Raw genomic sequence first — 26,933 nt, forward strand, 5'->3', positions numbered from 1 at the left:
ATTACTTTTATGTATGATTTTCCCATTCTGATTTCTTGGTTCTGAGCCAAAAAGTCAAGGGGGGTTGTAATTGAACCCAGTTACCCAAAATTTGGATATTATTTTCTTTTTTTCTTATATTTTGCCATCGAGCTAGTACTTACCCCCACTGGTTTTACAATGGCCACACCTGCATCATCAAGTTCAATTTCATTTGGTGGGTGCTGGCTCTTTTGTCTTCCTTTCGATGTTCTTTTTGGTATACGGTGTAACTCTTGGAGAAAACTTTTCCATGTCCTATCGGAATGGATGCGGAGTAAGGTAAGTACTTTCCAGGTAGTCTTTTTCGTTTTCTCAACTAACCGAATATATAAAGTGACACAGTACGCCGTCATCGCAAAGAAAATCTGATTCCAAATTCCTTGTGGTTGGGTACTTTGTAGTTTAACTAGACGCAAATGCTGTTTCATCCACTTGAAAAACAGTTCAATGATCCAACGATGCCGGTACAATTCGGTTACTTCTTCTGATGTCAAATCCCATCGATTGGTTACAACACGGTATTCTTTCCCCTCTTCATCCGTAAATTCAACGAGACGAAGGGGTTGTTCCATGGATCTGAAGTTACTCCCCATGACGACTAAGGCGTCTAGCTTAACCCTGCCCCCATCGGGGGCTTCATAGGATTTTATCACGTTAGCCTTATGCTTAGCTTGGATACGCATCGCGAACGGAATCTGGTTTTCCACCCAATAGTCCATTTTTTTGTAATCCACATACCCGCGGTCCATCACATGGGTCGCATGAGCATCTGTCACGAGCTCAAGCATAACTTCACGATCATCCACATTACCTGTAGAAGGAATGACCATGTCAGGATAAGCTGTACCAGGATCCGTTATGACAATCCGAGTATGGAGCTTCACACAATTACTGTGCTTTGTAAAATACGTCCATTTTCCGAGTGTAGGTCCAAGAAGTAGAGAAGAAGAATCTACAAGATGAAGACGTCCCAAAGAAGGGATCCCTTTGCCGTTACTTGTTAGCTTACTCAATTGGCTAACAGCGGCAAGAAATAACTGCCGTGGAAGTATGGAAGGTAAAGCATTGACTCGTCGACATAGTTGAGAAGCACTAATACTAGTGAGACCAAACAGTTCCTCTGTCCCTTCCATGGCACGAATACGTTCTTCTGTTTCCTCATAGGATTTCCAATTTCCCAATTGCATGGTGACACAAATCTTCATTAAATTTGCGGTGGTCAGTTTTTTTACACCATTGTCTAAAAATGAACACTTAAATGTTTCAAACGGTAAGAAAGATAGGAATTTACTAAATACGTTCTGATCTGATATAATGTTATCCATGAAAGTCTCCTTTAGTAGCAGTCACGGATAACGTGGGTTCAGCTTCTACTTTAGGAGACTTTTTTGTTTGCGTCCATAAAATAGCCTCCTATTTTTTCAATTAATAGGAGGTAATTTTTGGCCTGTGGATACATATGCAATGCTAGTGGAATTTCTCCCCTTATTTTGGTCATTTTTAGCGTGATTTTAGAAATAAGGGTAGTTTCTCCGCTTATTATAAACATGCTCGCTTTATTCACATGGGTTTTTAGGGACAGGTTCCTCGACCCAATCTCTTTAAGGCTCAACCCAGACTCAAATAAGCGGAGCTTTTCCGCTTATATTCATTTTAGCGCTATTTTTGGTTCAAATAAGCGGAGAAATTCCGGTTAACTCCCACAAAACCGCCCTTTTTCACCTTTTTTGAGCAAATAGTCGGAATTTCTCCCTCTATTTTGGTCATTTTTAGCGTGATTTTAGAAATAAGGGTAGTTTCTCCGCTTATTATAAACATGCTCGCTTTATTCACATGGGTTTTTAGGGACAGGTTCCTCGACCCAATCTCTTTAAGGCTCAACCCAGACTCAAATAAGCGGAGCTTTTCCGCTTATATTCATTTTAGCGCTATTTTTGGTTCAAATAAGCGGAGAAATTCCGGTTAACTCCCACAAAACCGCCCTTTTTCACCTTTTTTGAGCAAATAGTCGGAATTTCTCCCTCTATTTTGGTCATTTTTAGCGTGATTTTAGAAATAAGGGTAGTTTCTCCGCTTATGAATAAGCTCATTCTCAAATTGGGAGCAAATGGCAGGTTCCTCGTCCCACTGGGTTTCTGCAGCCAGGTTCCCCACCCAACTGCTGAGAACTGCCTCCCCGACCGCAAAAAAAACTCCACCTTGAAGAAAAATTCGCTCAAAATGGAGTATCCTTCCTTTATCTGCACACCAATATTACAAACTCCTAATATCCTCAATCAGCATTTCAACATTTTCCTTCTTCGTAGCCCAGCTGGTGCAGAATCTCACAACACTTTTCCCATCATCCACTTTTCCCCAATAGGAAAACGAATATTTTTCACCTAATTTCGATAACACTTCATGTGGTAAAATCGGAAACTGCTGATTGGTTTTGGAATCATATCGCAATGAATACCCTTTATCCACAAGCGCCTCTCGAATCATCATCGCCATTTCAACTGCATGTTGAGATATTTCATAATATAAGCCATCTTCAAACAGAGTTTCAAACTGAATGCCTAATAATCTCCCTTTAGCCAGCATTCCGCCTTTTTGCTTGATCATATACCGAAAATCTTTTTTAAGAGTATCATTCATGATCACTACTGCTTCCCCAAACATTGCTCCTAATTTGGTTCCTCCGATATAGAATACATCACAAAGTTTAGCCAGATCCGCTAAGGATAAATCACTGTCTTCTGAAACGAGACCATATCCTAAGCGAGCACCATCTATAAAGAGCGGCAAATCACATTCCCGGCAAACTTTGCTTAATTCCTCCAATTCAGATTTACTGTAGGTCGTCCCATTTTCAGTAGGGTGCGATATGTATACCAATCCCGGCTGAACCATATGTTCATGTGCGGCATCATTCCAATGAGCATCGTATAATTCTTTTACCTGCTCTGCTTTAATTTTCCCATCATCACTAGGCAGAGTAAGCACTTTATGACCGGTGGCTTCAATTGCACCTGTTTCATGATCAGCAATATGTCCTGTAACGGCAGCCACTGTTCCCTGATGCGGGCGCAAGATAGAAGAAATAACCGTTGTATTTGTCTGTGTGCCTCCAACTAAAAAATGCACATCTGCATTCTCTCTGTCACACGCTTTTCTTATATACTCTCTGGCTTTTGCACAATGTTCGTCCATGCCATAACCAGGTGACTGTTCTTCATTCGTATCGATGAGCCGCTGCAGGATCCGCGGATGTGCACCTTCTGCATAATCATTTTCAAATCGTATCATGTATAGTCCCTCCAACTTTACTTACTTATATTTGTTTAATAATTCTTCTGGAATATGACAATAATCATCCGGACATCGAGCTAACCGATCCTGATGTTCCTCTGCACTTCTCACATAGTTTGTAAGAGGCAGTACCTCCACCACAATACGGTCATAATCACTTCTCTCACTAAGAAAAGTTTTCGCCTCGATTAAATGTTCAGGATTTTCACTATATACCCCTGTTCTGTATTTCTTCCCAACATCCTGGCCTTGTTTATTCAAACTGTATGGATCAATAATTTCGAAAAAATAGCCCATTAATTCTGTGATCAATACAACCTGTGGATCAAATTCTGCTTTTACACATTCCGCGTAGCCATCATAATCACCATGTAGTGTTTGACTTGTTCCATTCGCTCGTCCTGCTTCTGTAAACCTTACTCCAGGTAAAGTTTTAATAAAAGCTTGCACACCCCATAAACATCCGCCTGCAAAATAGACTGTTTCCATAGTGATTCTCCTTGGTAAAAAAGATTATATACTGTTAATAGATATTATAAGCTAGAAAGACACTGCAAATAAAAACATTTGAATCCGTTATTTCCTACGAATCTAGTAATCTTCCCATTCCGCAAAAAAACAGCCGCCTAACTTGGCAGCTTAGTAAAAAAGCTATTCTGTTAAAATCCTTATTTCCCTGACAATTGGCAAACATTCTTCTACAGTATAATGACAACCCAGAGCCTTATTAAAAATCTCTGCAATCCCCTCTGAAAGTGCTACTTCTGTATCAACCTTATCAAGCAAAGTGACAATTTGGGCCACTTCAAATTCATATTCATCGTCGGGAGCATCAGGTAAAACACCAATTGGGTCCCATTCATTTATTGTTTTTTTAACGAGCTTAAATAATTCATTGTACTTTTCTTTAGACAATAACAGTCACCTTTCTGCTCCAAAGTTTAATAGAATAGTAGCTACCATGCCTTACTCTGGCATATTAAAGCGCGGAAAATAATTGCGCACCAAAAATCCACCAAATAGGATAAATAGGATCGGGGTTATAAGTCCGCCAACTGTAAAAGCAGTAATGCCAAAAATGATACAAATGAGCCCAAACCAAGCAGCCAGTGAATGGATCGTATAAGAAATAATGGAGCCAATAAACGTGAGGGTTCGCCCTAAAAATTGCTCCCCTTTAGGCTCTCTTAGCATATGGCGAATACTTAAAATAAAGCTCCACACCAATAAAACCGGGATCCCCCATATTAAAAACATTGCAAATAAATCCATTTTCCACTCTCCTAATCTTCAACACTTATTAAACTTCAAGATGGTTACAAAATACTCCATATAATGGAATTATTATATATAAAAATGGATTTTATTTCATTCATTATATCTTTGCGGACAGAAAACAGCTGCTTCATTGACTGATGTATCATCAATATAAAGCAGCTGATATAAATTAAGGCTATTCAATTAAGTTTAATCCTTAATGGTAAAAAATATGAATGCTTCTTCACCCATTTTTTCATCCAATCTTGGCATTCGAATTAGACACGTTAAACCTTACGAATGCCCTAGATTTATGTACCAGTATTTCAGTGCTTCCTACACATTCCTGAATATCTTTCTCAGCAGAAGACCTACCACCACTCCTGGAATTGCACACAACATCGGAAACCAAACGGTTCCCAGACATACACCAAATACCCTTACCCTCTCTGCATACATAAGCCCAATCGTAACAAAAAATGCAGGAACGACAAAAGGCAAGTAGGAATATTGTTCCTTTGCTCCACCTGCATCCTTATAAGCATCCCACATGGAAAAGAAGTAGATACAAGGATAAAACATCAGCCATTGGTAATCGGTATATTCAATTGCTTTATTGATTTCTCCATTAAAACTAAAGAAAATAATCTGATTAAAATTTGATTGAACATTGATGATAAATTCCAATAGAATAAAAAGAAAACCTTTCAGATACTTACCGTTAAGCAATTGACCAAAACCTGGAAAAGCTATGCTCCATAACAATTTTTCTTTTGGATTCACATCTGTCTAACCTCTTTTTTAAATTTTTATAAGGATGTGCGGACTATGATTTTTTCATTTCATTAATTGATCTCTGTCAGCTGCATGTGGAGGCCTTTCCAGCCACGCATGCTTAATTTGGAGATTTAACCCATCCTCCGCATAGAGTCCAATTTCCCCTTGAAATCGAACATAATCAGCAGCAATGTCACGCCTTGGACTTGCTGAAAGTGCGGTACCGTAGTTACCCATGCCAGCAGCAGTCATCATCGAAATCATAAATAGCATTAGTTTATCGGAAAAAGGGGATTCGGTTGAGTCGTAAACTTCTGCATCCCAGGTTACAGGTGCCGGCAGGTCATTTTCATGTAAGTAATTAATGATAACTTGAATTTGATTCTTGGAAATTTCTTTGCCTCTTTTGAAATAATCCCGGACATCACTATTCTTTGCCACTTGACCGAAACCAGTTATGGTTGCTGTTCCCATATGATTCGTTTGAATATTAGAGTAAAGATGGGTGATTTCCAAGGCTGTTATTGGTCTTTGTTTTCCCCACCAGCCAGCTAAGAAATGCTGTTTTTCAACCATATCCGCTTCCCGCAGATAAGGTATATATGGAGACCTAACCTCGAGGCCCTTGGAAAGTAGCACGTCTGTTGCTTCATTAAATAACTCCATTGTTGAAGAAATGCAAGACATAAAATGCTCTCGAATATCATTGCGAAAAACGTGTGGCAAAGCGGCCCCGTATGTAACTAAAGCCCCTTTCGTCATTTGTTTCGTAAAGATTAAAAAGAACTCATCAGAAAAAAGCCTTGGAGCATCCACATGAACATCGTTTTCCGTAAAGCCAAGAGGAATAGCATGTCCTTCTTCTTTAAAGATTTTTGTAACCACTTGTACATGCTGCTGGGACAAATCTAAAGCATGTTCAAGGACTTTTTTGATTTCCTCATCTTCAACTTTTTCTAAATAATACTTATAAACACATACAAACATAGAATCTGCTATATAATTTGCCCATAGACCGCCCACTTCAGATGAAGTTAAGCGAATATGATGAGTTTCCAAAGTAATCCCCCCAATTTAATAACTCTGGATAGTATCCCCCTTTATAAAATACTTATAGACAATTAATTATTTTTTACAATAAAAGTAAGAAAATTCCTATTCACTTAGAGAGTTGGTTTTTATTCGATTCAGCTCTTTTTTATGTAGAATGGCTGGATTGACGGGTTTTTTTAGGTGACCGGCAGAGTTAACCATGCCTAAATACCTAATCACAGCTGAGACAATTTTTATCTCCTACTTAAACAAAACAAGCTGTCACATTTGACAGCTTGTTCTTAAAATATACAATTAAACCATTTTTAAATAAGGCTACTTACCAGTCAAATCTAGTTCATAATGAAAAATTTGTGATGGCTTTATGTATCCATTCTTTTCATATAATCTTTGAGCAGTAATATTATCTGACGCAGTTTCCAGACTAATGCTTTTCGCGCCTGTTTCAACAGCAAAGTCTTTTGCTTTTTGCAAGAGCATTTCTCCTACTCCCTGTTTTCTGGCAGCTGCATCTACATATAAATCATTTAAGATCCAGGCTCTCTTCATGCTTACAGATGAAAATGTGGGATAAAGTTGGGTAAATCCTGCATATCCGCGATCATTTTTCACTACAAAGATAACAGAATCCATGTTATCTAAGCGTTCTTTTATGTAAGCCAAAGCACCTTCTAAATCTGAGGTCTGCTGATAAAACAAACGATATTTATTAAATAACACGGATACTTCTTCTAAATCTTCTTTCGTGGCTTGATAAATTTTCATTTTCTTCTCTCCTCATCAAATATTAAGATAGATCTCTATCTTGTGGCAGCAACTTCTCGCTCATTGTTAACAGGCTGTGAATACATCAGCAAACAACACAGCACTCCAACAATATTCCTGACTAGCTTCATATAGAATTTATTACTGATCAACCTGCCATTAATGAGTCCAAATATATAGAATAGTGTGTTAAATAAAGTTGCATCTTTCCTTAAAGAACCTATCGTTTGAGCAAAAAGAACCGATTAAGTAAGAATTGGTTTTGGGGCACAATTTATAGATGGTCAATATATATACGACAAATTGTGCCGAAGTGTATCATTTTTAAGAAAAAGCTCTATTTATTGCATCTTCCAAATTTGCTTCTAATACACTAGCATAACGCTTTGTAACATTGATATCCTTATGCCCTGCTAATTTAGCCACCGTGTGAATATCAATCCCCTTATTTATCAGCTTCTGACAAAATGTATGTCTTAGTTTATGAGGATTCACATTATATTTCTGCAGCATATATTGTACTGCTCTTGTAGATAATCTCTTATTTACACTCGAAACAAATAATGCTTCCCGATTCGGATTATTTATAGAATCTACATAGTTTCTTAAATGTTTGTTTACTTCTGATGAAAGAGGAATCCCCCTTTCAATTTGTCCATCCTCATTTTTTACAAAAAGCTTATTTTCAGTTAAATCAATATCGTTAAGATCTAGTGCACATAATTCTGAAATACGGATGCCTGTGTATAATAGAGTATAAACAATTGCTGTATTTCGGAGGTTACCATCTAATTCAACTTCTGATAATATCTTCTTCTCTTCCTTATCCTCAAGTGAATCAGGTATATCGCTTTCCTTTAATTTTTCTTTACGATGAATATTTAACATAATTTCAGATTTTCCTAAAAATCGTGCAAAAACACTTATGGCTGCAAAATACTTTTCAATAGTGCCTGCACCCTTTTTTTGTTCTTCCAAATGATCCATAAATAATTGAACATCATTCTTTGAAATGTGATTAAGTTCTGTGTCCCTGGCTGTTAACCAAGCTTGGAATTTTTCGAGGACACCAACATACGTTTTTACTGTACCTGGTGTTCTACCTTCTTCAATTTGCTTTTGAGAGAAAAGATTAATTATATTCGTCAAATAAATCCCCCCTAAGTTGTCAGAAAAATGCGACTCTAATTACCCATATAATACTATATCATTTCGTACAATTCAACTTCTGTGAAGTTAAATGCTTTTGAATGAACGAAAAAAAAGAGTTAGCTGAAGTGCTAACTCTTTTCTATGTATTTGCCTAGGGCGTCCTACTTTCACAAGTGACTGTCTTCCTTTAAAAAATTAATATTCGTCTTCAATTAAAATTTTACTACAAAAAAAGCACGTCTATGCAGATGTGCTTTCCTTGTTGCCCGGCAGCGTCCTACTCTCACAAGGGGACAGCCCCTAACTACCATTGGCGCTGAGAAGCTTAACTTCCGTGTTCGGGATGGGGACGGGTGTGACCTTCTCGCTATCGCCACCAGACTATTGTTCGGAAATCGATCAGCTGCACATCTCTTCGTCATCTCACTCGTCAAGGTCCTCACGTACCAACTACGTACGTTCCGGCCTTTCCTCACTCGATTCCTCGACCTGTTTGCTTCTCGCTTCCCTCATGGTTTTATAAAAAGATAAGTTTTGACTTATTTTTTACAACCATTTTAAGAAGAAAGGTTATTCCTTCAAAACTAGATAATGGCAGACAAGTTCATTGAAATATATTGTGGTTAAGTCCTCGAACGATTAGTATCAGTCAGCTGCACGTGTCGCCACGCTTCCACCTCTGACCTATCAACCTGATCATCTTTCAGGGTTCTTACTAGCTTGACGCTATGGGAAATCTCATCTCGAGGGGGGCTTCATGCTTAGATGCTTTCAGCACTTATCCCTTCCGCACATAGCTACCCAGCAATGCTCTTGGCAGAACAACTGGTACACCAGCGGTGCGTCCATCCCGGTCCTCTCGTACTAAGGACAGCTCCTCTCAAATTTCCTGCGCCCACGACGGATAGGGACCGAACTGTCTCACGACGTTCTGAACCCAGCTCGCGTACCGCTTTAATGGGCGAACAGCCCAACCCTTGGGACCGACTACAGCCCCAGGATGCGATGAGCCGACATCGAGGTGCCAAACCTCCCCGTCGATGTGGACTCTTGGGGGAGATAAGCCTGTTATCCCCGGGGTAGCTTTTATCCGTTGAGCGATGGCCCTTCCATGCGGAACCACCGGATCACTAAGCCCGACTTTCGTCCCTGCTCGACTTGTAGGTCTCGCAGTCAAGCTCCCTTGTGCCTTTACACTCTACGAATGATTTCCAACCATTCTGAGGGAACCTTTGGGCGCCTCCGTTACTTTTTAGGAGGCGACCGCCCCAGTCAAACTGCCCACCTGACACTGTCTCCCGCCCCGATCAGGGGCGCGGGTTAGAATTTCAATACAGCCAGGGTAGTATCCCACCGACGCCTCCACCGAAGCTTGTGCTCCGGTTTCTCAGGCTCCTACCTATCCTGTACAAGCTGTACCAAAATTCAATATCAGGCTACAGTAAAGCTCCACGGGGTCTTTCCGTCCTGTCGCGGGTAACCTGCATCTTCACAGGTACTATAATTTCACCGAGTCTCTCGTTGAGACAGTGCCCAGATCGTTACGCCTTTCGTGCGGGTCGGAACTTACCCGACAAGGAATTTCGCTACCTTAGGACCGTTATAGTTACGGCCGCCGTTTACTGGGGCTTCGATTCAGAGCTTCGCTTGCGCTAACCCCTCCTCTTAACCTTCCAGCACCGGGCAGGCGTCAGCCCCTATACTTCGCCTTGCGGCTTCGCAGAGACCTGTGTTTTTGCTAAACAGTCGCCTGGGCCTATTCACTGCGGCTCATCAAGGCTTTAACACCCTAATGAGCACCCCTTCTCCCGAAGTTACGGGGTCATTTTGCCGAGTTCCTTAACGAGAGTTCTCTCGCTCACCTTAGGATTCTCTCCTCGCCTACCTGTGTCGGTTTGCGGTACGGGCACCTAATCCTCGCTAGAGGCTTTTCTTGGCAGTGTGGAATCAAGAACTTCGGTACTATATTTCCCTCGCCGTCACAGCTCAGCCGTATGCAAGCGGGATTTGCCTCACTTGCAGCCTAACTGCTTGGACGCGCTAATCCAACAGCGCGCTTACCCTATCCTCCTGCGTCCCCCCATCACTCAAACGGATTTTGGTGGTACAGGAATATCAACCTGTTGTCCATCGCCTACGCTTTTCAGCCTCGGCTTAGGTCCCGACTAACCCTGAGCGGACGAGCCTTCCTCAGGAAACCTTAGGCATTCGGTGGATGGGATTCTCACCCATCTTTCGCTACTCATACCGGCATTCTCACTTCTAAGCGCTCCACCAGTCCTTACGGTCTAGCTTCAACGCCCTTAGAACGCTCTCCTACCACGGACACCTAATGGTGTCCATCCACAGCTTCGGTGATACGTTTAGCCCCGGTACATTTTCGGCGCGGAGTCACTCGACCAGTGAGCTATTACGCACTCTTTAAATGGTGGCTGCTTCTAAGCCAACATCCTGGTTGTCTAAGCAACTCCACATCCTTTTCCACTTAACGTATACTTTGGGACCTTAGCTGGTGGTCTGGGCTGTTTCCCTCTTGACTACGGATCTTATCACTCGCAGTCTGACTCCCATGGATAAGTCTTTGGCATTCGGAGTTTGTCTGAATTCGGTAACCCGATGAGGGCCCCTAGTCCAAACAGTGCTCTACCTCCAAGACTCTTACTACATGAGGCTAGCCCTAAAGCTATTTCGGAGAGAACCAGCTATCTCCAAGTTCGATTGGAATTTCTCCGCTACCCACACCTCATCCCCGCACTTTTCAACGTGCGTGGGTTCGGTCCTCCATTCAGTGTTACCTGAACTTCAACCTGGACATGGGTAGATCACCTGGTTTCGGGTCTACGACCACATACTCATTCGCCCTATTCAGACTCGCTTTCGCTGCGGCTCCGTCTTATCAACTTAACCTTGCATGTAATCGTAACTCGCCGGTTCATTCTACAAAAGGCACGCCATCACCCGTAAATGGGCTCTGACTACTTGTAGGCACACGGTTTCAGGAACTATTTCACTCCCCTTCCGGGGTGCTTTTCACCTTTCCCTCACGGTACTGGTTCACTATCGGTCACTAGGGAGTATTTAGCCTTGGGAGATGGTCCTCCCTGCTTCCGACGGGATTTCTCGTGTCCCGCCGTACTCAGGATCCACTCTGGAGGGAACGAAGTTTCAACTACAGGGCTTTTACCTTCTCTGGCCGGCCTTTCCAGACCTGTTCACTTACCTCGTTCCTTTGTAACTCCGTGTAGAGTGTCCTACAACCCCAAGAGGCAAGCCTCTTGGTTTGGGCTAATCCCGTTTCGCTCGCCGCTACTCAGGGAATCGCGTTTGCTTTCTCTTCCTCCGGGTACTTAGATGTTTCAGTTCCCCGGGTCTGCCTTCAATACCCTATGTATTCAGGTAAAGATATCATCCCATTACGGATGATGGGTTCCCCCATTCGGAAATCTCCGGATCAAAGCTTACTTACAGCTCCCCGAAGCATATCGGTGTTAGTACCGTCCTTCATCGGCTCCTAGTGCCAAGGCATTCACCGTGCGCCCTTTCTAACTTAACCAGTGTTCGGAAATTGATAAGCTACACATCTCTTTGTCATCTCACTCGTCAAGGTCCTCGCGTACCAACTACGTACGTTCCGGCCTTTCCTCACTTGATTCCTCGACCTGTTTGCTTCTCGCTTTCCTCACGGTTGGTAAAAAGATAAGTGTGAATACACATACTTTTTACGCTCGCGGTTATTGTTCTTGTGTTAGAAGAACTTACTTTATTTCAATGATGTCTTGTCATTTCATTATCTAGTTTTCAAGGAACAATGCCACTTACTTCAATCATATTAAGATTGAACTTCGCAGCTATTCATCATGCTGTCTTTCGACAACTGATATTTGAGAGATTATTCTCTCAAAACTAAACAAGCAGAAACGTCATTTTAATGAAGATAAACTTCATTTCATCCTTAGAAAGGAGGTGATCCAGCCGCACCTTCCGATACGGCTACCTTGTTACGACTTCACCCCAATCATCTGTCCCACCTTAGGCGGCTGGCTCCAAAAGGTTACCCCACCGACTTCGGGTGTTACAAACTCTCGTGGTGTGACGGGCGGTGTGTACAAGGCCCGGGAACGTATTCACCGCGGCATGCTGATCCGCGATTACTAGCGATTCCGGCTTCATGCAGGCGAGTTGCAGCCTGCAATCCGAACTGAGAATGGTTTTATGGGATTGGCTAAACCTCGCGGTCTTGCAGCCCTTTGTACCATCCATTGTAGCACGTGTGTAGCCCAGGTCATAAGGGGCATGATGATTTGACGTCATCCCCACCTTCCTCCGGTTTGTCACCGGCAGTCACCTTAGAGTGCCCAACTGAATGCTGGCAACTAAGATCAAGGGTTGCGCTCGTTGCGGGACTTAACCCAACATCTCACGACACGAGCTGACGACAACCATGCACCACCTGTCACTCTGTCCCCCGAAGGGGAACGTCCTATCTCTAGGAGTGTCAGAGGATGTCAAGACCTGGTAAGGTTCTTCGCGTTGCTTCGAATTAAACCACATGCTCCACCGCTTGTGCGGGCCCCCGTCAATTCCTTTGAGTTTCAGCCTTGCGGCCGTACTCCCCAGGCGGAGTGCTTAATGCGTTTGCTGCAGCACTAAAGGGCGGAAACCCTCTAACACTTAGCACTCATCGTTTACGGCGTGGACTACCAGGGTATCTAATCCTGTTCGCTCCCCACGCTTTCGCGCCTCAGCGTCAGTTACAGACCAGAGAGTCGCCTTCGCCACTGGTGTTCCTCCACATCTCTACGCATTTCACCGCTACACGTGGAATTCCACTCTCCTCTTCTGCACTCAAGTCCCCCAGTTTCCAATGACCCTCCACGGTTGAGCCGTGGGCTTTCACATCAGACTTAAAGGACCGCCTGCGCGCGCTTTACGCCCAATAATTCCGGACAACGCTTGCCACCTACGTATTACCGCGGCTGCTGGCACGTAGTTAGCCGTGGCTTTCTGGTTAGGTACCGTCAAGGTACCGGCAGTTACTCCGGTACTTGTTCTTCCCTAACAACAGAGTTTTACGATCCGAAAACCTTCATCACTCACGCGGCGTTGCTCCGTCAGACTTTCGTCCATTGCGGAAGATTCCCTACTGCTGCCTCCCGTAGGAGTCTGGGCCGTGTCTCAGTCCCAGTGTGGCCGATCACCCTCTCAGGTCGGCTACGCATCGTTGCCTTGGTGAGCCGTTACCTCACCAACTAGCTAATGCGCCGCGGGCCCATCTGTAAGTGATAGCCGAAACCATCTTTCAGCTTAAGGACATGAGTCCAAAAGCATTATCCGGTATTAGCTCCGGTTTCCCGAAGTTATCCCAGTCTTACAGGCAGGTTGCCCACGTGTTACTCACCCGTCCGCCGCTGACTTCTGGGAGCAAGCTCCCATCCGTCCGCTCGACTTGCATGTATTAGGCACGCCGCCAGCGTTCGTCCTGAGCCAGGATCAAACTCTCCAAAAAAGAGTTGATTAGCTCTTGTGTACATAATGTACATTGTTGATTCCGAAGAATCTTTTTTAAAACGTTGACGTTCTGCTTTGTTTAGTTTTCAAAGAACAATTAGTGTCAGTAATATATATATGATATAACATCATTTCGTTTTTGTCAACTTCTGCGAAAATTTATAAGAAAGAAAAATCCACTCAACTTTCGAAGTGACAATAACTATATTACTATAATAATTCGTAGAAGTCAATATCTTTTATCAAACTAAGTTTCTGTTAATAAGATGACTCTTTGAATGAGAATAATGTTCATTATAATCAAACACTTCGTCTCTGTCAACTTCTATGAAATATTCCTAGAATAAAATGTCGTTTGCAAATCACTTGTTTGCATCGACTTTTAGTATCTTAACATTATTATTTTATAGAAGTCAATAAAAAATTAATAACATTAAAATTATAATCTTTTAACCAACTTCAGAAAACTTTAATCCTGATTATCACGATCCTCATCAATTATTGACTTCCATAAAGCTGTTTGTTCCCTATATGACCAAAAGAGGATTAATGAAACATTAAAACTATTAAATATTAGCCAATGTTTTTCTACTTAATTTTTATGCTCTAACAAGAAAAGGGAAAGAAGTGAAGCAGTTTTGTGAACGGTACTGGCTTTATTCAACACAAAAACCCATTAGTTATTATGATAAGAAAAATAAATCCAAACACTTGGAAAATGATTGTGTAAACAGTTTGGATAATAAATAGTCTGAATAAGAAGTTCATCAACCATTTATCTGAGTTTCTTCTTATACAAGTGGTTTCTGCTGTATCTAAGATAAGACTACTCATTCCAAATTCTCTATCCCCCATTTCAACTGTATGGTAAAGTTATTTAATAGCTATATCTATATCTAATTCAATGAGGTGCACACGTGGGGAGTACACATATAGTAGAAGTTAATCAAATTCGGAATCTTACCAAGGGACATGTCTTATATTTCTATGAAAGCCAAGATCAGTATATTGTCTTTGTGGCTGACTTTATTACTTCAGGATTAGAAAGGGATGAATATTGTATCATTGTGGAAAATGATCGCAATATTTCTTTGATAAAAACTAGACTCACAGCATTAATGAGTAGTAGTCAGCTAGAAAAAGTGATTTTTGTTAATAATTATGATTTCTACTATGCCAGCGGAGATTTTCAGATAAATTCTGTATTTGATTTTCTTCCAAACGTCATTGAAGATTCCTCTGAACTTGATTTAGTTATTCGAAGCTGGGCGCATGTGGAATGGCGGGATGAGCACGAAGTCAGTAAACTGCTGGATTCTGAACATGAGGCAGAGGAAATTGTGGCGGAAACAAAACTTCTTTCGGTTTGTGCATACGATTCAGAAAGAGTTAGCAAAGGATTTAAAGACGGGCTGATTGCCTGCCATAACTTCCTACTGAAAGAGTAAAGAAGGTTTTTAGGAACAGCTTTCCCTTGATTCAAAAAGGAATTGCTTCTATTCTGATTGATTACAAAGGTTAAGATATCATCCTGCCCCATTACCTTTAATGGTAAATACTCTTCATTTAAAAAGGAAAAAGCTGCGAAATTTAGCAGCTTTTTTTATGTTCATTACTATTTATTTTAAAATAACAGGTCTATACCTGCCCTCTCAAGTAATAACCTTTCTTCTCTCTTTTGCTACAGCCATCAACATATAAATACTAAATAACAAGATTATTGAAATCACGATTGGCAAACCGTATGAGGCATTGAGTGAAAACAGACTATTACTAACAAAATTAAAAAGGACAAGCGTAATCATGAATCCAAAATATATACTCTTTCTCTTTGAGTCTGCATGACCAGCCTTATTATATCCAATATACGTTAATGACAGCCAAAAGAAAAAAGGAATAGAAAATACCGCTAAAATAATAAAGACAACCAAATTTGTTCACCTCTCTATGTATATCAATCGGATAGCCCTCAATTTATTATACGTTTTTATGAAGTGAAAGTTTCACTCTGCGGAACCTCTTTAACTTCTCTAGTGAACAGCCGTTTACAACTGCTTCGTGATCCATAAATGCAAACGAAAGTTATGAGCAGCACATAACAGCCTTTTCCATCTCTTTTTCATTTAATAATATATCCCCATTGTCATCAACAATAAATTCAACGTTTGAACTTGTCAGTCTATCTAGTGCTGAATCGATACTAGCTTGTGTTGAAGTTGATGCATCAATCCATACAGAATAATTGTTATCATCCTGCTGAGAACAGCCAGCTGATAATACACTAATGACGGTAAATAGAATGAGTATTTTTTTCATCGTGCGACCTCCACTACTATAGTCAACAACCCCAAAATATTGATTAACGAATATCAAACACATAAAAGAAATGAGCTTTCCTGCCGATAAAAAGCCCTTTTTCCTGAAAATCGATGATTCCTTACGCTTTATCCTGGATCATTTGTTTTGCCCACTTGCACCATTCCAGATACATTTCCGAATATCTGATTCCGTATTCGACTGTTAAGATCGTGCCTATGTCTGAGTCTCCCTGACTGTGAAAGTGTTCTTTCCACTCTTTTGTCTTAGCTAAAATATTGTGTTCTCTCTCTATTACCTCATCTAGCAATTGGTTAATTTCTTCCTCCGATAAAATAGGGAAAATTGTTGTCTTAATTAAAAATTCATCTTTGATCTTTGCCGGTTTTAAAGGTTCTTCAATCGCCCAGCGGATTAAGTCTTTCTTTCCTTGATCTGTTAAAGAATATACTTTTTTATTTGGCGAAGTACCTTGAATGACTAATTGGTGAGTGATTAGATCTTCCTCTTCCATCTTATGCAATTCTTTATAAATTTGACTATGAGTCGAACTCCAAAAATAAATCATCTTTTGCTTAAAAATAGTCACCACATCATAACCAGTGACTGGTTTTTTAGAGATTATTCCTAACAAAGCATAACGTATGCTCATACTAGATCCATTCCTTACTATTTTGTCAATATTGAAATTATAGCATATTTACTTGACCATATTCATAATCCTTGGTTATTATAACTATAGTTTCATATGTCTAAAATGACATATGAAATAAAGATGTCTTACTTTTGCATGTTCGCACCGTCATGTGATAATACCTCACGATTTTTAACCCATACATGGGTAATCCCTGCAGCAAACGAAAGCTACATCATTAGAAAAACAAAGGAAAGGATTATTATTCCTGTGTTCGTGGACTGGCAACCGATCTTAAGCCAACTCAATTTGGAATAATTCGGTACAATACAATGAAAAAAATACTCAAGAGCAAAAAGTTAATCATCATAGTTTCTACTATATGTATATTGGTCATTTTGGGCTTGTCTGCCTTTTTGATATGGTCTCAAGATACGTACGAGGCAATTGATGCTAATCAAATCGCAGTAGAGGAAGTCAGAGATTTAAAGGATGGCTGGTTTCTCAATACCGTTGAAAATGCTGAGAAAGGCATTATCTTTTATCCTGGCGCCAAAGTTGAGCCTGAAGCATATGCCTTTTTAGCTCAAGAATTATCTAAGCAAAACATTTCAGTAGCTATACCCTCCGTTAGATTAAATCTGCCGATATTTGATGTTGCGAAGGCAGATGAAATACTAGATCAGAATGACAGCACTGAATGGTATATCGCCGGGCATTCAATGGGAGGCGCTGCAGCAGCGATGTATGCAGATCAAAACTTAGATCGGATTCATGGACTGATATTACTTGGCGCATATGCAGCCGGAAACGATTTTTTACATGAGTCCAACTTGCCCGTTTTATCTATAAGCGGATCAGAGGATGGCTTAAGCACGCCAGAAAAGATAAAAGATAATAGCCCCCACTTGCCAGCAGACACTACATTCTTTGAAATTGAAGGCGGAAACCATGCTTACTTCGGTGTATATGGCAGCCAATCTGGTGACAACGAAGCTCAATTAACTGTAAAAGAACAACAAGAAGCAATTATTGATTCTATTGTTAATTGGCTTGAAAGTGATGAAGGTACTAGCAAAGATTGAAAGATCAAAATAGGGGTTTGATTTCGATAGATTGATCAACATAATTATATATTTTAATAGAAGAAAACCGCATTTTCACACAAAATGCGGTTTTTTCTATCATACAAGCAAGTTGGCACAGGCTTCACAAAACTATCATTAAATTAGATTTGAGAATCCATATTATTTCTTAAAGTTAGCATTAGTTTCAGGGGAAATCCTAATTCGCTATTCCCATAAAAAACTCCCGAATATCCTCAGGCAATTCTTCGACAGCAAGTACTTTTAATTTCTCAGTTCCTGGAGAAGTCATAATGATATAAGATGTATTGTGATACTCAAAAAGTGAGAATTGCCCGACTCTTACGGCAGTATTATTTTGAATATTTTCAAAATCCTCTTCAGAAAAATTTTCTTCATACCCCTCTAAGATTAGGTTTTGAATTTCCTCATAGCTGTCTGAGAAAGTCAATTCCTGATACAATTCAATTGTGTTTTTAGGTTTATAAAAATACATATAATACAGTAAACCAACTGTAACGAGAGCAAATATAGAGTAAATTACCCAGCTATTAATCTTTCTTTCCCTTGTAGTCATGACATCATTTGACTGAAAATATATAGTTGATAAAACCCAGGCGCTCCCAAAGCAAGGAAAAGAGTAAGAACAGCAAAGAGCTTTGATTGTTTTGTCAGTCGGTCATCACTCTTTTTGAGATGCTCAAAGTATGTAAGGATGAAGTAAAGACATGCAGTAAACATAATCGCTGAGAATACCCCTAACCAGATTCCAATTGACCCTAACGCTAATTGATCCAAAGAAAACACTTCCTTTCAGAACAGCTAAATAATTCCTAATTTTACCTTTTGTTATTTTACCATTGCTTCCGTTACTCTGTCTCTTTAGTAAAAAGAAAAAATCTGAGGTCATGGTATTATGTTCAAATTCACACCTAATAAAAAGAGGAGCTAATCATAGCCCCCCTTCTTGTAAAGAAATTATTTAAAGTCCTGTTTTCCAGCCAAAATTTTATATCTGCTTCTGCCTAAGGATTCAACCTTTCCCTGCTCTGTGCCATTAAGTAATATGACGGCTTCATCGCTTATTCCATGTACAATAACCTGAACTTTCTCCCAGTCCGGATCATATTTATCTTGTGCTAAGGATGTTGTAATTTCCAACCTATTATTCTTAAATTCGATATCAAATTTGCATTCAAAATAGGATCCTTCTTCATACTTAAATGACTTCCCATCATCTTCGTAGTAGGTGAAAGAGGTTGAATGGCCATCTGCTGGATAAATATGAACATTCAGCTCACTTTCTTTTGTTTCTGTTGAGCTTTTTACTGTCCCATGTGTTAGAATTGCACCTTCCTTTACAAAAATCGGCAGTGTAGACAGGTCCGCTTCAACGAGATGGTGTTTTCCGCCTTCTAGCTTTTCCTCTGTCCAATAATTTACCCAGCTGCCTTCAGGTAAATAAACGACCCTATGATACGTATCAGGTGTAAGGATTGGGGCAACAATCATGTCAGATCCAATCATGAATTGATCTGACAAATTAAATGTATTTTTATCAGTCGGATATTCCAATACTAGCGGTCTCATAACCGGCACACCTGTAACACTAGCATCCTTAAATAAAGTATATAGATATGGAAGCCATACATATCTTTCCTGAATATACTTTCTAATTACCTTTTCGTACTTTTCACCAAACGACCAAGGCTCTTGAGAAATCGTGCTTTGTTCACTATGGTTTCTAAAATATGGAGTGAATGTTCCAAACTGTGTCCAGCGAGTCAGTAATTGACCATTTGAATCATGTGCAAATCCTCCAACATCCGGCCCGCAGAATGGTACACCTGACATCCCTAAGTTCATACACATCGGAATGGCCATTTGCAAATGCTCCCAAAAGCTGCGATTATCACCCGTCCATACCGATGCATAGCGCTGAACACCCGCATACCCAGCTCGAGTTAATAAGAAAGGACGGTTTCCATCAAGCTGCCGCTTCATCCCTTCATACGTTGACTCTTCCATAAGAAGACCATAAATATTATGCAGCTCTCGGTGCGTTTTAGGGTCACCATCATTTTCGTGGATTACTTTGACATCCATTGTTTTGGTTTCATTAAAGACGGCTGGCTCATTCATATCATTCCAGATACCTTCGATTCCCATTTCGGTATAAAACTGATATTTGTCGCCCCACCATTTTCGAACCTCACTGCTTGTAAAGTCAGGAAATGCGCTGTTTCCCGGCCATACAGGTCCAAAATAAATATTTCCTTCAATATATTTACAGAAGTAATCATTTCTAACGCCTTCTTGATAAATGTAGTATTCTGGGTCTTCTTTTACGCCCGGATCTACAATTGGCACCACCTGTATTCCTGCATCCTTCAGCTCCTGAATTAATTTTTTTGGATTAGGAAATCTGTCTTCATCAAATGTAAATACCCGATAGCCATCCATGTAATGAATGTCCAGATAGACAGCATCTAACGGAATGTCTTTTTCCTTAAATGCAGCTACCAGATCCCTTACCTCTTGCTCGGACTTATAGCTATAACGGGATTGATGGTAACCTAATGACCATTTGGGCGGAAGCGGCATTCTTCCCGTAATGTCTGTGTATTGTTCCAGAACATCCTTTGGAGAAGGTCCAGCGAATACGTAATAATCCAATTGACCAGCTTCAGCTGAAAATGAATACATATCTGCCGATGATTTCATGTCAAAAACCGTCTTCGATGTATTATCAAAGAAAATTCCATAGGCATTACCGTTTCGAATACTCATAAAATAAGGAATTGATTGATACAGAGCATCGATTTCAGGGTTATGTGGCGCATAAACATCACTGTTCCACATCGTCATCTTTTCGCCGCGTTTATCAAGGAAGCTTGTTTTTTCACCAAATCCATAAAAATGATCATCTTGATCCATTTTCTTATAGCAAATCACTTCTTGATTACTGGAATAGCCCATTCCTTCTTTTGCATCGCTGACAATTAACTGACCTTCTGAATCATAGATCGAAATGAAAACAGGCGCTTTACTGATTACCAGTTTTATCTTTTGAGAGGTTATTGTAATTTCATCCTTGCCTTCATTAATCGTGTATTTAATTTCTTCCGGTTCCTTTATTACTGCTATGCTAGTTTTTTGAATTGGTATTGTTTTAGGGTTCATGATCAACCGAACAATATCATCCCGATAAAATTGAATGGAAACATAACCATTCTCACACTGAAGCTCAACTGAATTATTTTCTTTAGACTTATAGGTAACAAGTGCACCTATATTTTTATAATCTGTATTCATTACTTTTTTTTCATTTTCAGGCAGTATTGCAAAACTAGTATCTTGCATTTTATGACCTCCTTGCTGTTTTTAAAAAATATATACAAGCCAATGTGATTAACCTTTTGTTGCTCCGGATGTTAGTCCGCTAATTAAATAACGCTGAAGCATAAGGAAAACGAGCGCAATCGGAATCGCAATTAAGATAGATCCGGCAGCAAACCTTGTAAAGTTATTGGCAAACTGTGCATTTACAAAGTTATAAAGCCCTAATGCCAAAGTGAAGTTCTCCGGGCTGCGCAAAATAATTCTAGGTAAGATGAAGTCCATAAATGGAGCCATGAAATTAAATAAAGCGACAACTGCAAGAATTGGTTTTGCCAGCGGAAGCATAATCGTAAATAAAATTCTAAAATGACCGGCTCCATCCATTTTTGCGGACTCATCCAGCTCTCTAGGGATCGTATCGAAATAGCCTTTTACTAAAAAAGCATTCATCGGAATGGACCCGCCAATATAAACCAGGATTAATCCCCAGAGAGTGTCCAGCAAACCAACTAGATTCAATAATATATAGATCGCTACCATTGCCATTAAGACAGGAAACATTTGTAGTAATAGAAAAGTATAAATTCCATACTTTCTGCCAAAGAAGCGATATCTTGAAAAAGCATAAGCAACTAATGAAACAAAAATCGTGGATCCAATAGAAGTCGCCGTTGCGACAATAAGCGTATTTTTATACCAAATTAAATAATCACTATCCGGATTTGTAAATAACCAAATATAATGCTTAAAAGACCAGTTATCAGGAATGATATCTGCACCATATAAACTCGACCCTGGATTGAGGGATAGTCCAAATGTCCAAAGCAGGGGATATAGAATGATAATAAACATGACCAGTAGAAACCCATAAATACCAGTCAATTCTATGCCGTTTTTTAGTTTGTGATTCATTACATTTCTCCCCCTTCTTTAAATGTCGATGTTTTTCTAAATTGGAAAAACGCAAATATCGCGACGATTAGACCGAGTATTAAGGAGATGGCTGCTGCAATACTGAATTGACTTGATTGAAATGTCAGATCGTATACCCAGGAAATGAGAATATCCGTTCCTCCAGCATTTTGTCCCTGTACGGCAGGTCCGCCCTGATTAAACAAGTAAATTAAATTAAAATTATTAAAGTTTCCTGCATATTGCATGATCAACAATGGAGCAGTTGCAAACATTAAATGCGGAAATGTAATGAACCTGAATTTCTGCATACGGCTGGCACCATCCATATCTGCCGCCTCATACCATTCACTTGAAATACTCTGAAGAACACCAGTAAATAGAGCAAATACAAATGGAAAGCCGAGCCAGGTTTGAATACCGATTAAAGCAATACGAGTCCAGAAAGGATCGCTCAGCCACGGAATACCATCGCCGAATAGAGGCATGATAATATCTCTATTGATAGCACCAAAATTATCATTAAATAGCGCTGTAAAGATTAGAATCGTTACAAAGCCCGGTACTGCCCACGGTAAAATCAATACGGTTCGGATTAATCTTTTCATTTTTACTCTTGGGTCATTAACGATAACAGCAAGGAACATAGCTAATGCAATCTGGATGGTTGTTGCTACAAATGTCCAGATGAGCGTCCATGATAAAACCGAAAGAAAGGTACTTCTCCACATTGGGATCGTAACTAATGCTGTGAAATTATCAAAAGCCACCCAATCTAATAGATTCTTTGGCGGCGAATTCATCAGCGTATAATTTGTAAACGCCAGAAACGCCATAAATAATAATGGGAAAATAACGATAAATACTAATAAAAACAAACCTGGACCTACTAGTAAATATGGAAAAGATGAATCCCATGCATTTAAGAATGATTCTTTGATCGAAGTGATAGCTGAACCATCCTGTATTTTCTTTGCGTCTCTGCGCGCATCAAAAAGGTTAGCAACATAGAAGGTCAATCCAAAGCTTGTTAAAATTAACGCGATAATCCCCTGACTTAATAACAGCCTCGAATCATCAACTGCTGGAATTTCACCTAATGTAAATAGTCCCCAGTACCCTATGTTTAAGATGTCATAAAAGACGATTAAAAAGGCTGCTGAAAGTATAAGGAATATTGTCCCCTTGATAAAACGTTTATTATATAATTGTCCAAGGCCTGGTATGATGGACAGCAAGGTGGCTATTTTCACGCTATGTGATCGAGTTTGATCAGATGCCATTTCGCACCCCTCCCTCTTCTTTAAAAGGCATTGATGGATTTAAATATTCGTCTTTACTCATCATAATGGGCTTAAATGTTATCCATTTTGCAGGATAACATTTAAGCTGTGAATGATTACTTATAGTTAAGCTGAATATCCTGATTTATTGTATCTACAGCAGCTTCCAAGCTTCCCTTCACATCATCTTCTTGTGTAATGAAGGTTAATGCGTCAGCCATAGGATCCCAAACAGCAGATAGAGCAGGAACTGGCGGGAATGGGTTTGCATTTTCTAATTGTGTTGCAAATCCATTTAATAATGGATCGTTTTGGAATTCTTCACTGCTTAAAATAGCTGAGTTTGCCGGCATTTCACCCGTACTATCAAAATAAGCCTTTAATGAAGCTTCACTAGTTAAATAGATTGCTAAGTCAGTAGCTGCATCTGGATACTCTGAGTATGCTGATAGCATCCATCCTTTCGTCCCTAAGAAAGTAACTGGGTGCTCACCGTTTTCAAGTTTTGGAATTGGAGCCGTCCCTAGTTTATCTCCTAAGGCTTCCTTGTGCTCAGCTAAAGCCCAAGGACCATTTATAACAGCACCGACTTTACCATCATTAAATAACCCGCCTACAACATCCATCGTAATACCAGTTGGAATGTATCCGTTTTCAAACCAACCCTGAATTAATTCTCCACCTTTTACTGCGCTCTCACTTGCCAATCCAAGCTCATCAATATTAAAAACATCTCCGTCTTTTCCAAAAATGTCAGCACCGTAACCTGCCATGAATGGGAAAGAGAAATAGAAATCTGTTGCCGGATAAAGGAAACCATATTCATCATTTGATGCATCTGTTAAATTCGCTGCAATATTTTCGATGTCTGCCATCGTTTCTGGTGCTTCTGGAACAAGATCCTTATTGTAGTATAGAGCCAGTGATTCTACGACAGCCGGTAAACCAAAGACTTCACCTTCATAACTTAACGCTTCTACAGAACCTTCAGAATACGTATCAAGAACTTCCTGATCCACAGTCATCGGCTGAACTAAACCTTTTACTGATAAGCTTCCAATTCCAGGCTGGAAGAACAAGTCAGGACCATTACCTGAAGGTCCATCAAGTGACATGGCTTCTTCTTGTTCGTCCATTGCAAATGGAAGAACTTCTACATTAATTCCTGTCTCTTCTGTGTATCCTGCTACAATTTCTTCTATATCAGGTGCTTGATCAACAGGTGCCCAAATCAATAAACTCTCAGGGTTTTCTGCTTCAGTATTATTTTCGTTTTGATCTTCTTCTTGATCTTCACTTGTGTTGGTTCGATCAGGTCCACAGGCTGCTAAAAATAAAATCAGTAATATTGATATTAATGCAAGAAAACGTTTCTTCACTTCTATTCCCCCTTATAATTAGTTGAAATGTGAAACAATGATTGTGCTATAAAACGCTTGCGCTTTTACTTTTTACCTACCACCTCCTTTATTGGTTAACCGGTTAAATTATAGTCCAATAACAAAGTGCTACTTTTATAAATAGCACTTTTCAGATGAAGTTTTTATAAGCTTCGTGTTGATTCTCTTACAATAAGTTCAACCGGCATTTCAATTGTTTTTTGTTCAGAGTTAAGTGATTCTATTGCATTAACCAGCTGATCAGCTGCTAGTTTCCCTTTTTCAAAGATGTCCTGTCTGATGGTTGTTAAACTCGGTGTGATGTATTTACAAATACTCAGATCATCAAATCCAACGATTGAATAATCTTCAGGAACTTGTTTACCTTCCTGCTGAATCGCTTTGATCATCCCAATTGCCAGCACATCAGACACTGTAACTATTCCTGTTATACCATGGTCAGAGCTCAGAAGTTCTTTCCCCACCTTTGCTCCATCTTCAAATGTAATATCATGTGTTTCGAATATGAATTTGCTGCTAGGCTGAATTCCCGCTTCCTTGAGTGCTTCCTCAAACCCCTGATACCGTTTTCTGTCTACTGGACTCATTGCAAGATTCGTTGCAACAAATGCAATATTTCTGTGTCCTAATTCCACTAAATGCTTTGCTGCTAAATATCCGCCATATTCATCGTTTACTTTTACATTGTTAAATAGATTCGTATAATCTTCATATGTATCAATAAGAGCAATAGGAATATTTATGTTTTTCAATTCATTATAGAGACTTTCAGGAAACATCCCTAAAATAATCAGGCCATCGATATTTCTTTTCATTATCCAATTCTTGCATTCATCAAGATCTCCAACACCAGTAATCATTGTGTCAAATTTCCGATTACGTGCTACCAGCTCCACGCCGCTAACAAATTCATTATAATAAAGGTTGTTCTTAAAGACCGATGCAGGTGAATCTTCTATAATCGGAAGCATGATTCCAATTAAATTTGACTTCTTCTTCGATAAACTAACTGCGGTGAAGTCAGGAAAATAATTCAATTGTTCAATCGCTTCAAGTACTACTGCTTTTGTTTTATCAGAGACTTTCTTCACATCATTCAATACATATGAAACGGTTGCTGGAGATACTCCTGCTTGCTTCGCTACGTCTCTTATCGTAGGTTTTTTGTTCATTTTCGACCTCCGGTTAACCGATTAACTTATTACTACCAATTTAATCCTTAGTTGTGGGAATGTCAATAAAAAATTGTAAGGGTTTTCAGATTGTTTTTTGATTTTTTGGATGGTTTTTGGGTTGTGGAGTATGGGATGGTTTCGTGTGGCTCAAGTTGCTTTTATGCCTCTGTTTTCCTTTTTTTAGGATTATAGGGGTGTGTTTCGGACGCTTTCATCCATCTGTTTTCCTTTTTTTAGGATTATCGCGGTGTGTTTCGCCCACTTTCACCCCTCTGTTTTCCTTTTTAAGGATTTTAGGGGTGGGCTTCGATCGATTCCTTACACTTTTAACTTTTTTAGGATTCTAAATATGTAAGGAATCCGCATTGTTAAACTAATCAATTTCCTCTTTTAGAAAAAAGAAAAGTTTAGGCAGCTGATATAAAAATATCACCACAAACTCGTATTTTTTCAAAACCAAATATATTCCACATCAGTCCATATACGGTGATGTATATTTTTCAACGAATAGGCCACTGTCTTCTATTTTCAAACGGGCATTTGGACAATCATATATAGCACCAATATACATATAATAGTCGTATCCAAAATGAACAAAGAAGTCTTTTTTGCTGCTTAATTTACACCAAATCGTTTCCCGCAAGGTTAGCTTGGCCAGCTTTTTAATTTCCCGTTTTGACACCGCTTTACCTACCCACAGGTTGTACAAAAACACAGAGGCATTTTGCTCCTTCACTCCATCCGATTTCAGCTCTAAAGCATTCAAATACATCATAGCTATGTTCATTTCTTCCATAAAAGCAAAAATTGCATTTATATAGTTTTCTTCTGTACTTAAATATTCATCTTTATGAACATTCCTGCCTATGTCTGAATAAGACGTCCATTCATCCTGATTTTTATAAGTTCCATCAACATCTCTATGAATAGGATTATATTTTGTTACTCTCCATGAATACAAA

21 protein-coding genes and 3 rRNA genes are annotated in these 26,933 nt (G+C 39.7%); 2 read left to right on the forward strand and 22 right to left on the reverse strand.

Features of this window, described 5'->3' with window-relative positions; genetic code table 11:
• Positions 1–98: 98 nt before the first annotated feature.
• From A6754_RS17055 to A6754_RS17120, 12 genes are all read right to left on the reverse strand, one after another.
• Positions 99–1,346, reverse strand: a complete 1,248-nt coding sequence (locus A6754_RS17055) for an IS4 family transposase (RefSeq protein WP_066442575.1) — start codon at positions 1,344–1,346, stop codon at positions 99–101.
• 928 nt (positions 1,347–2,274) lie between these two features.
• Positions 2,275–3,309, reverse strand: coding sequence for a threonine aldolase family protein (locus tag A6754_RS17070; protein ID WP_066448577.1), 1,035 nt, complete (start codon positions 3,307–3,309; stop codon positions 2,275–2,277).
• A gap of 21 nt (positions 3,310–3,330) precedes the next feature.
• Positions 3,331–3,801, reverse strand: a complete 471-nt coding sequence (locus tag A6754_RS17075) for a peptide-methionine (S)-S-oxide reductase (RefSeq protein WP_066448580.1) — start codon at positions 3,799–3,801, stop codon at positions 3,331–3,333.
• A 162-nt stretch (positions 3,802–3,963) separates the two neighbouring features.
• Positions 3,964–4,227, reverse strand: a complete 264-nt coding sequence (locus A6754_RS17080; RefSeq protein ID WP_066448582.1) for a DUF1871 family protein — start codon at positions 4,225–4,227, stop codon at positions 3,964–3,966.
• A gap of 51 nt (positions 4,228–4,278) precedes the next feature.
• On the reverse strand, positions 4,279–4,584 hold the full coding sequence (locus A6754_RS17085; protein ID WP_066448583.1) for a hypothetical protein: 306 nt from the start codon (positions 4,582–4,584) through the stop codon (positions 4,279–4,281).
• A 321-nt stretch (positions 4,585–4,905) separates the two neighbouring features.
• Positions 4,906–5,352, reverse strand: a complete 447-nt coding sequence (locus A6754_RS17090) for a hypothetical protein (RefSeq protein WP_066448588.1) — start codon at positions 5,350–5,352, stop codon at positions 4,906–4,908.
• 54 nt (positions 5,353–5,406) lie between these two features.
• Positions 5,407–6,405, reverse strand: a complete 999-nt coding sequence (locus A6754_RS17095) for a DUF3231 family protein (RefSeq protein ID WP_257298385.1) — start codon at positions 6,403–6,405, stop codon at positions 5,407–5,409.
• A 309-nt stretch (positions 6,406–6,714) separates the two neighbouring features.
• The gene (locus tag A6754_RS17100) at positions 6,715–7,164 is read right to left on the reverse strand and encodes a GNAT family N-acetyltransferase (protein WP_066448590.1); all 450 of its coding nucleotides are present in this window, start codon (positions 7,162–7,164) and stop codon (positions 6,715–6,717) included.
• 324 nt (positions 7,165–7,488) lie between these two features.
• Complete coding sequence (locus tag A6754_RS17105) at positions 7,489–8,313, reverse strand: tyrosine-type recombinase/integrase (protein ID WP_257298387.1); 825 nt, start codon at positions 8,311–8,313, stop codon at positions 7,489–7,491.
• A gap of 267 nt (positions 8,314–8,580) precedes the next feature.
• Positions 8,581–8,697: ribosomal RNA gene (gene rrf / locus A6754_RS17110) — 5S ribosomal RNA — on the reverse strand.
• Positions 8,698–8,935: 238 nt separating this feature from the next.
• Positions 8,936–11,869, reverse strand: a 23S ribosomal RNA gene (locus A6754_RS17115).
• A gap of 403 nt (positions 11,870–12,272) precedes the next feature.
• Positions 12,273–13,822, reverse strand: a 16S ribosomal RNA gene (locus A6754_RS17120).
• Together the 16S, 23S and 5S rRNA genes form the textbook arrangement of a ribosomal RNA operon.
• A 919-nt stretch (positions 13,823–14,741) precedes the next feature.
• Between A6754_RS17120 and A6754_RS17125 the strand changes: the two genes are divergently transcribed.
• Complete coding sequence (locus A6754_RS17125; protein WP_066448596.1) at positions 14,742–15,272, forward strand: MEDS domain-containing protein; 531 nt, start codon at positions 14,742–14,744, stop codon at positions 15,270–15,272.
• Between the two features lie 634 nt (positions 15,273–15,906).
• On the opposite strand, the gene A6754_RS17135 is transcribed toward A6754_RS17125, so the two are convergent.
• Together A6754_RS17135 and A6754_RS17140 are read right to left on the reverse strand one after the other, a co-directional pair.
• Positions 15,907–16,140 carry a hypothetical protein gene (locus A6754_RS17135; protein ID WP_066448601.1) on the reverse strand — a complete coding sequence of 78 codons (234 nt, stop codon included), beginning with the start codon at positions 16,138–16,140 and terminating at the stop codon, positions 15,907–15,909.
• Between the two features lie 121 nt (positions 16,141–16,261).
• Complete coding sequence (locus A6754_RS17140) at positions 16,262–16,792, reverse strand: PadR family transcriptional regulator (protein WP_066448607.1); 531 nt, start codon at positions 16,790–16,792, stop codon at positions 16,262–16,264.
• Positions 16,793–17,190: 398 nt separating this feature from the next.
• Between A6754_RS17140 and A6754_RS17145 the strand changes: the two genes are divergently transcribed.
• Positions 17,191–17,859, forward strand: a complete 669-nt coding sequence (locus A6754_RS17145; protein WP_180320241.1) for an alpha/beta fold hydrolase — start codon at positions 17,191–17,193, stop codon at positions 17,857–17,859.
• A 199-nt stretch (positions 17,860–18,058) separates the two neighbouring features.
• Here A6754_RS17145 and A6754_RS17150 read toward each other — a convergent pair whose 3' ends face one another.
• The 8 genes from A6754_RS17150 to A6754_RS17185 form a co-directional block, all read right to left on the reverse strand.
• The gene (locus tag A6754_RS17150; protein ID WP_066448612.1) at positions 18,059–18,436 is read right to left on the reverse strand and encodes a hypothetical protein; all 378 of its coding nucleotides are present in this window, start codon (positions 18,434–18,436) and stop codon (positions 18,059–18,061) included.
• Positions 18,433–18,657, reverse strand: a complete 225-nt coding sequence (locus A6754_RS17155; RefSeq protein WP_066448614.1) for a hypothetical protein — start codon at positions 18,655–18,657, stop codon at positions 18,433–18,435. Before A6754_RS17155 ends, A6754_RS17150 begins: the two co-directional genes overlap by 4 nt.
• Positions 18,658–18,837: 180 nt before the next feature.
• On the reverse strand, positions 18,838–21,222 hold the full coding sequence (locus tag A6754_RS17160; RefSeq protein ID WP_180320242.1) for a glycoside hydrolase family 31 protein: 2,385 nt from the start codon (positions 21,220–21,222) through the stop codon (positions 18,838–18,840).
• 48 nt (positions 21,223–21,270) lie between these two features.
• Positions 21,271–22,113 (reverse strand): sugar ABC transporter permease, encoded by an 843-nt coding sequence (locus A6754_RS17165; protein WP_066448616.1) that lies wholly within the window; start codon positions 22,111–22,113, stop codon positions 21,271–21,273.
• The gene (locus A6754_RS17170) at positions 22,113–23,396 is read right to left on the reverse strand and encodes a carbohydrate ABC transporter permease (RefSeq protein WP_066448621.1); all 1,284 of its coding nucleotides are present in this window, start codon (positions 23,394–23,396) and stop codon (positions 22,113–22,115) included. The genes A6754_RS17165 and A6754_RS17170 overlap by 1 nt, the downstream gene beginning before the upstream one ends.
• Positions 23,397–23,512: 116 nt before the next feature.
• Positions 23,513–24,775 carry an extracellular solute-binding protein gene (locus A6754_RS17175; protein WP_066448623.1) on the reverse strand — a complete coding sequence of 421 codons (1,263 nt, stop codon included), beginning with the start codon at positions 24,773–24,775 and terminating at the stop codon, positions 23,513–23,515.
• A gap of 164 nt (positions 24,776–24,939) precedes the next feature.
• Entirely contained in the window at positions 24,940–25,968 is a 1,029-nt protein-coding gene (locus A6754_RS17180) for a LacI family DNA-binding transcriptional regulator (RefSeq protein WP_066448626.1), read from the reverse strand.
• 475 nt (positions 25,969–26,443) lie between these two features.
• On the reverse strand, positions 26,444–26,932 hold the full coding sequence (locus tag A6754_RS17185) for a hypothetical protein (protein WP_066448628.1): 489 nt from the start codon (positions 26,930–26,932) through the stop codon (positions 26,444–26,446).
• Position 26,933: the final 1 nt, after the last annotated feature.

This window comes from Cytobacillus gottheilii (assembly GCF_001636345.1).
Classification (GTDB): domain Bacteria; phylum Bacillota; class Bacilli; order Bacillales; family Cytobacillaceae; genus Cytobacillus; species Cytobacillus gottheilii.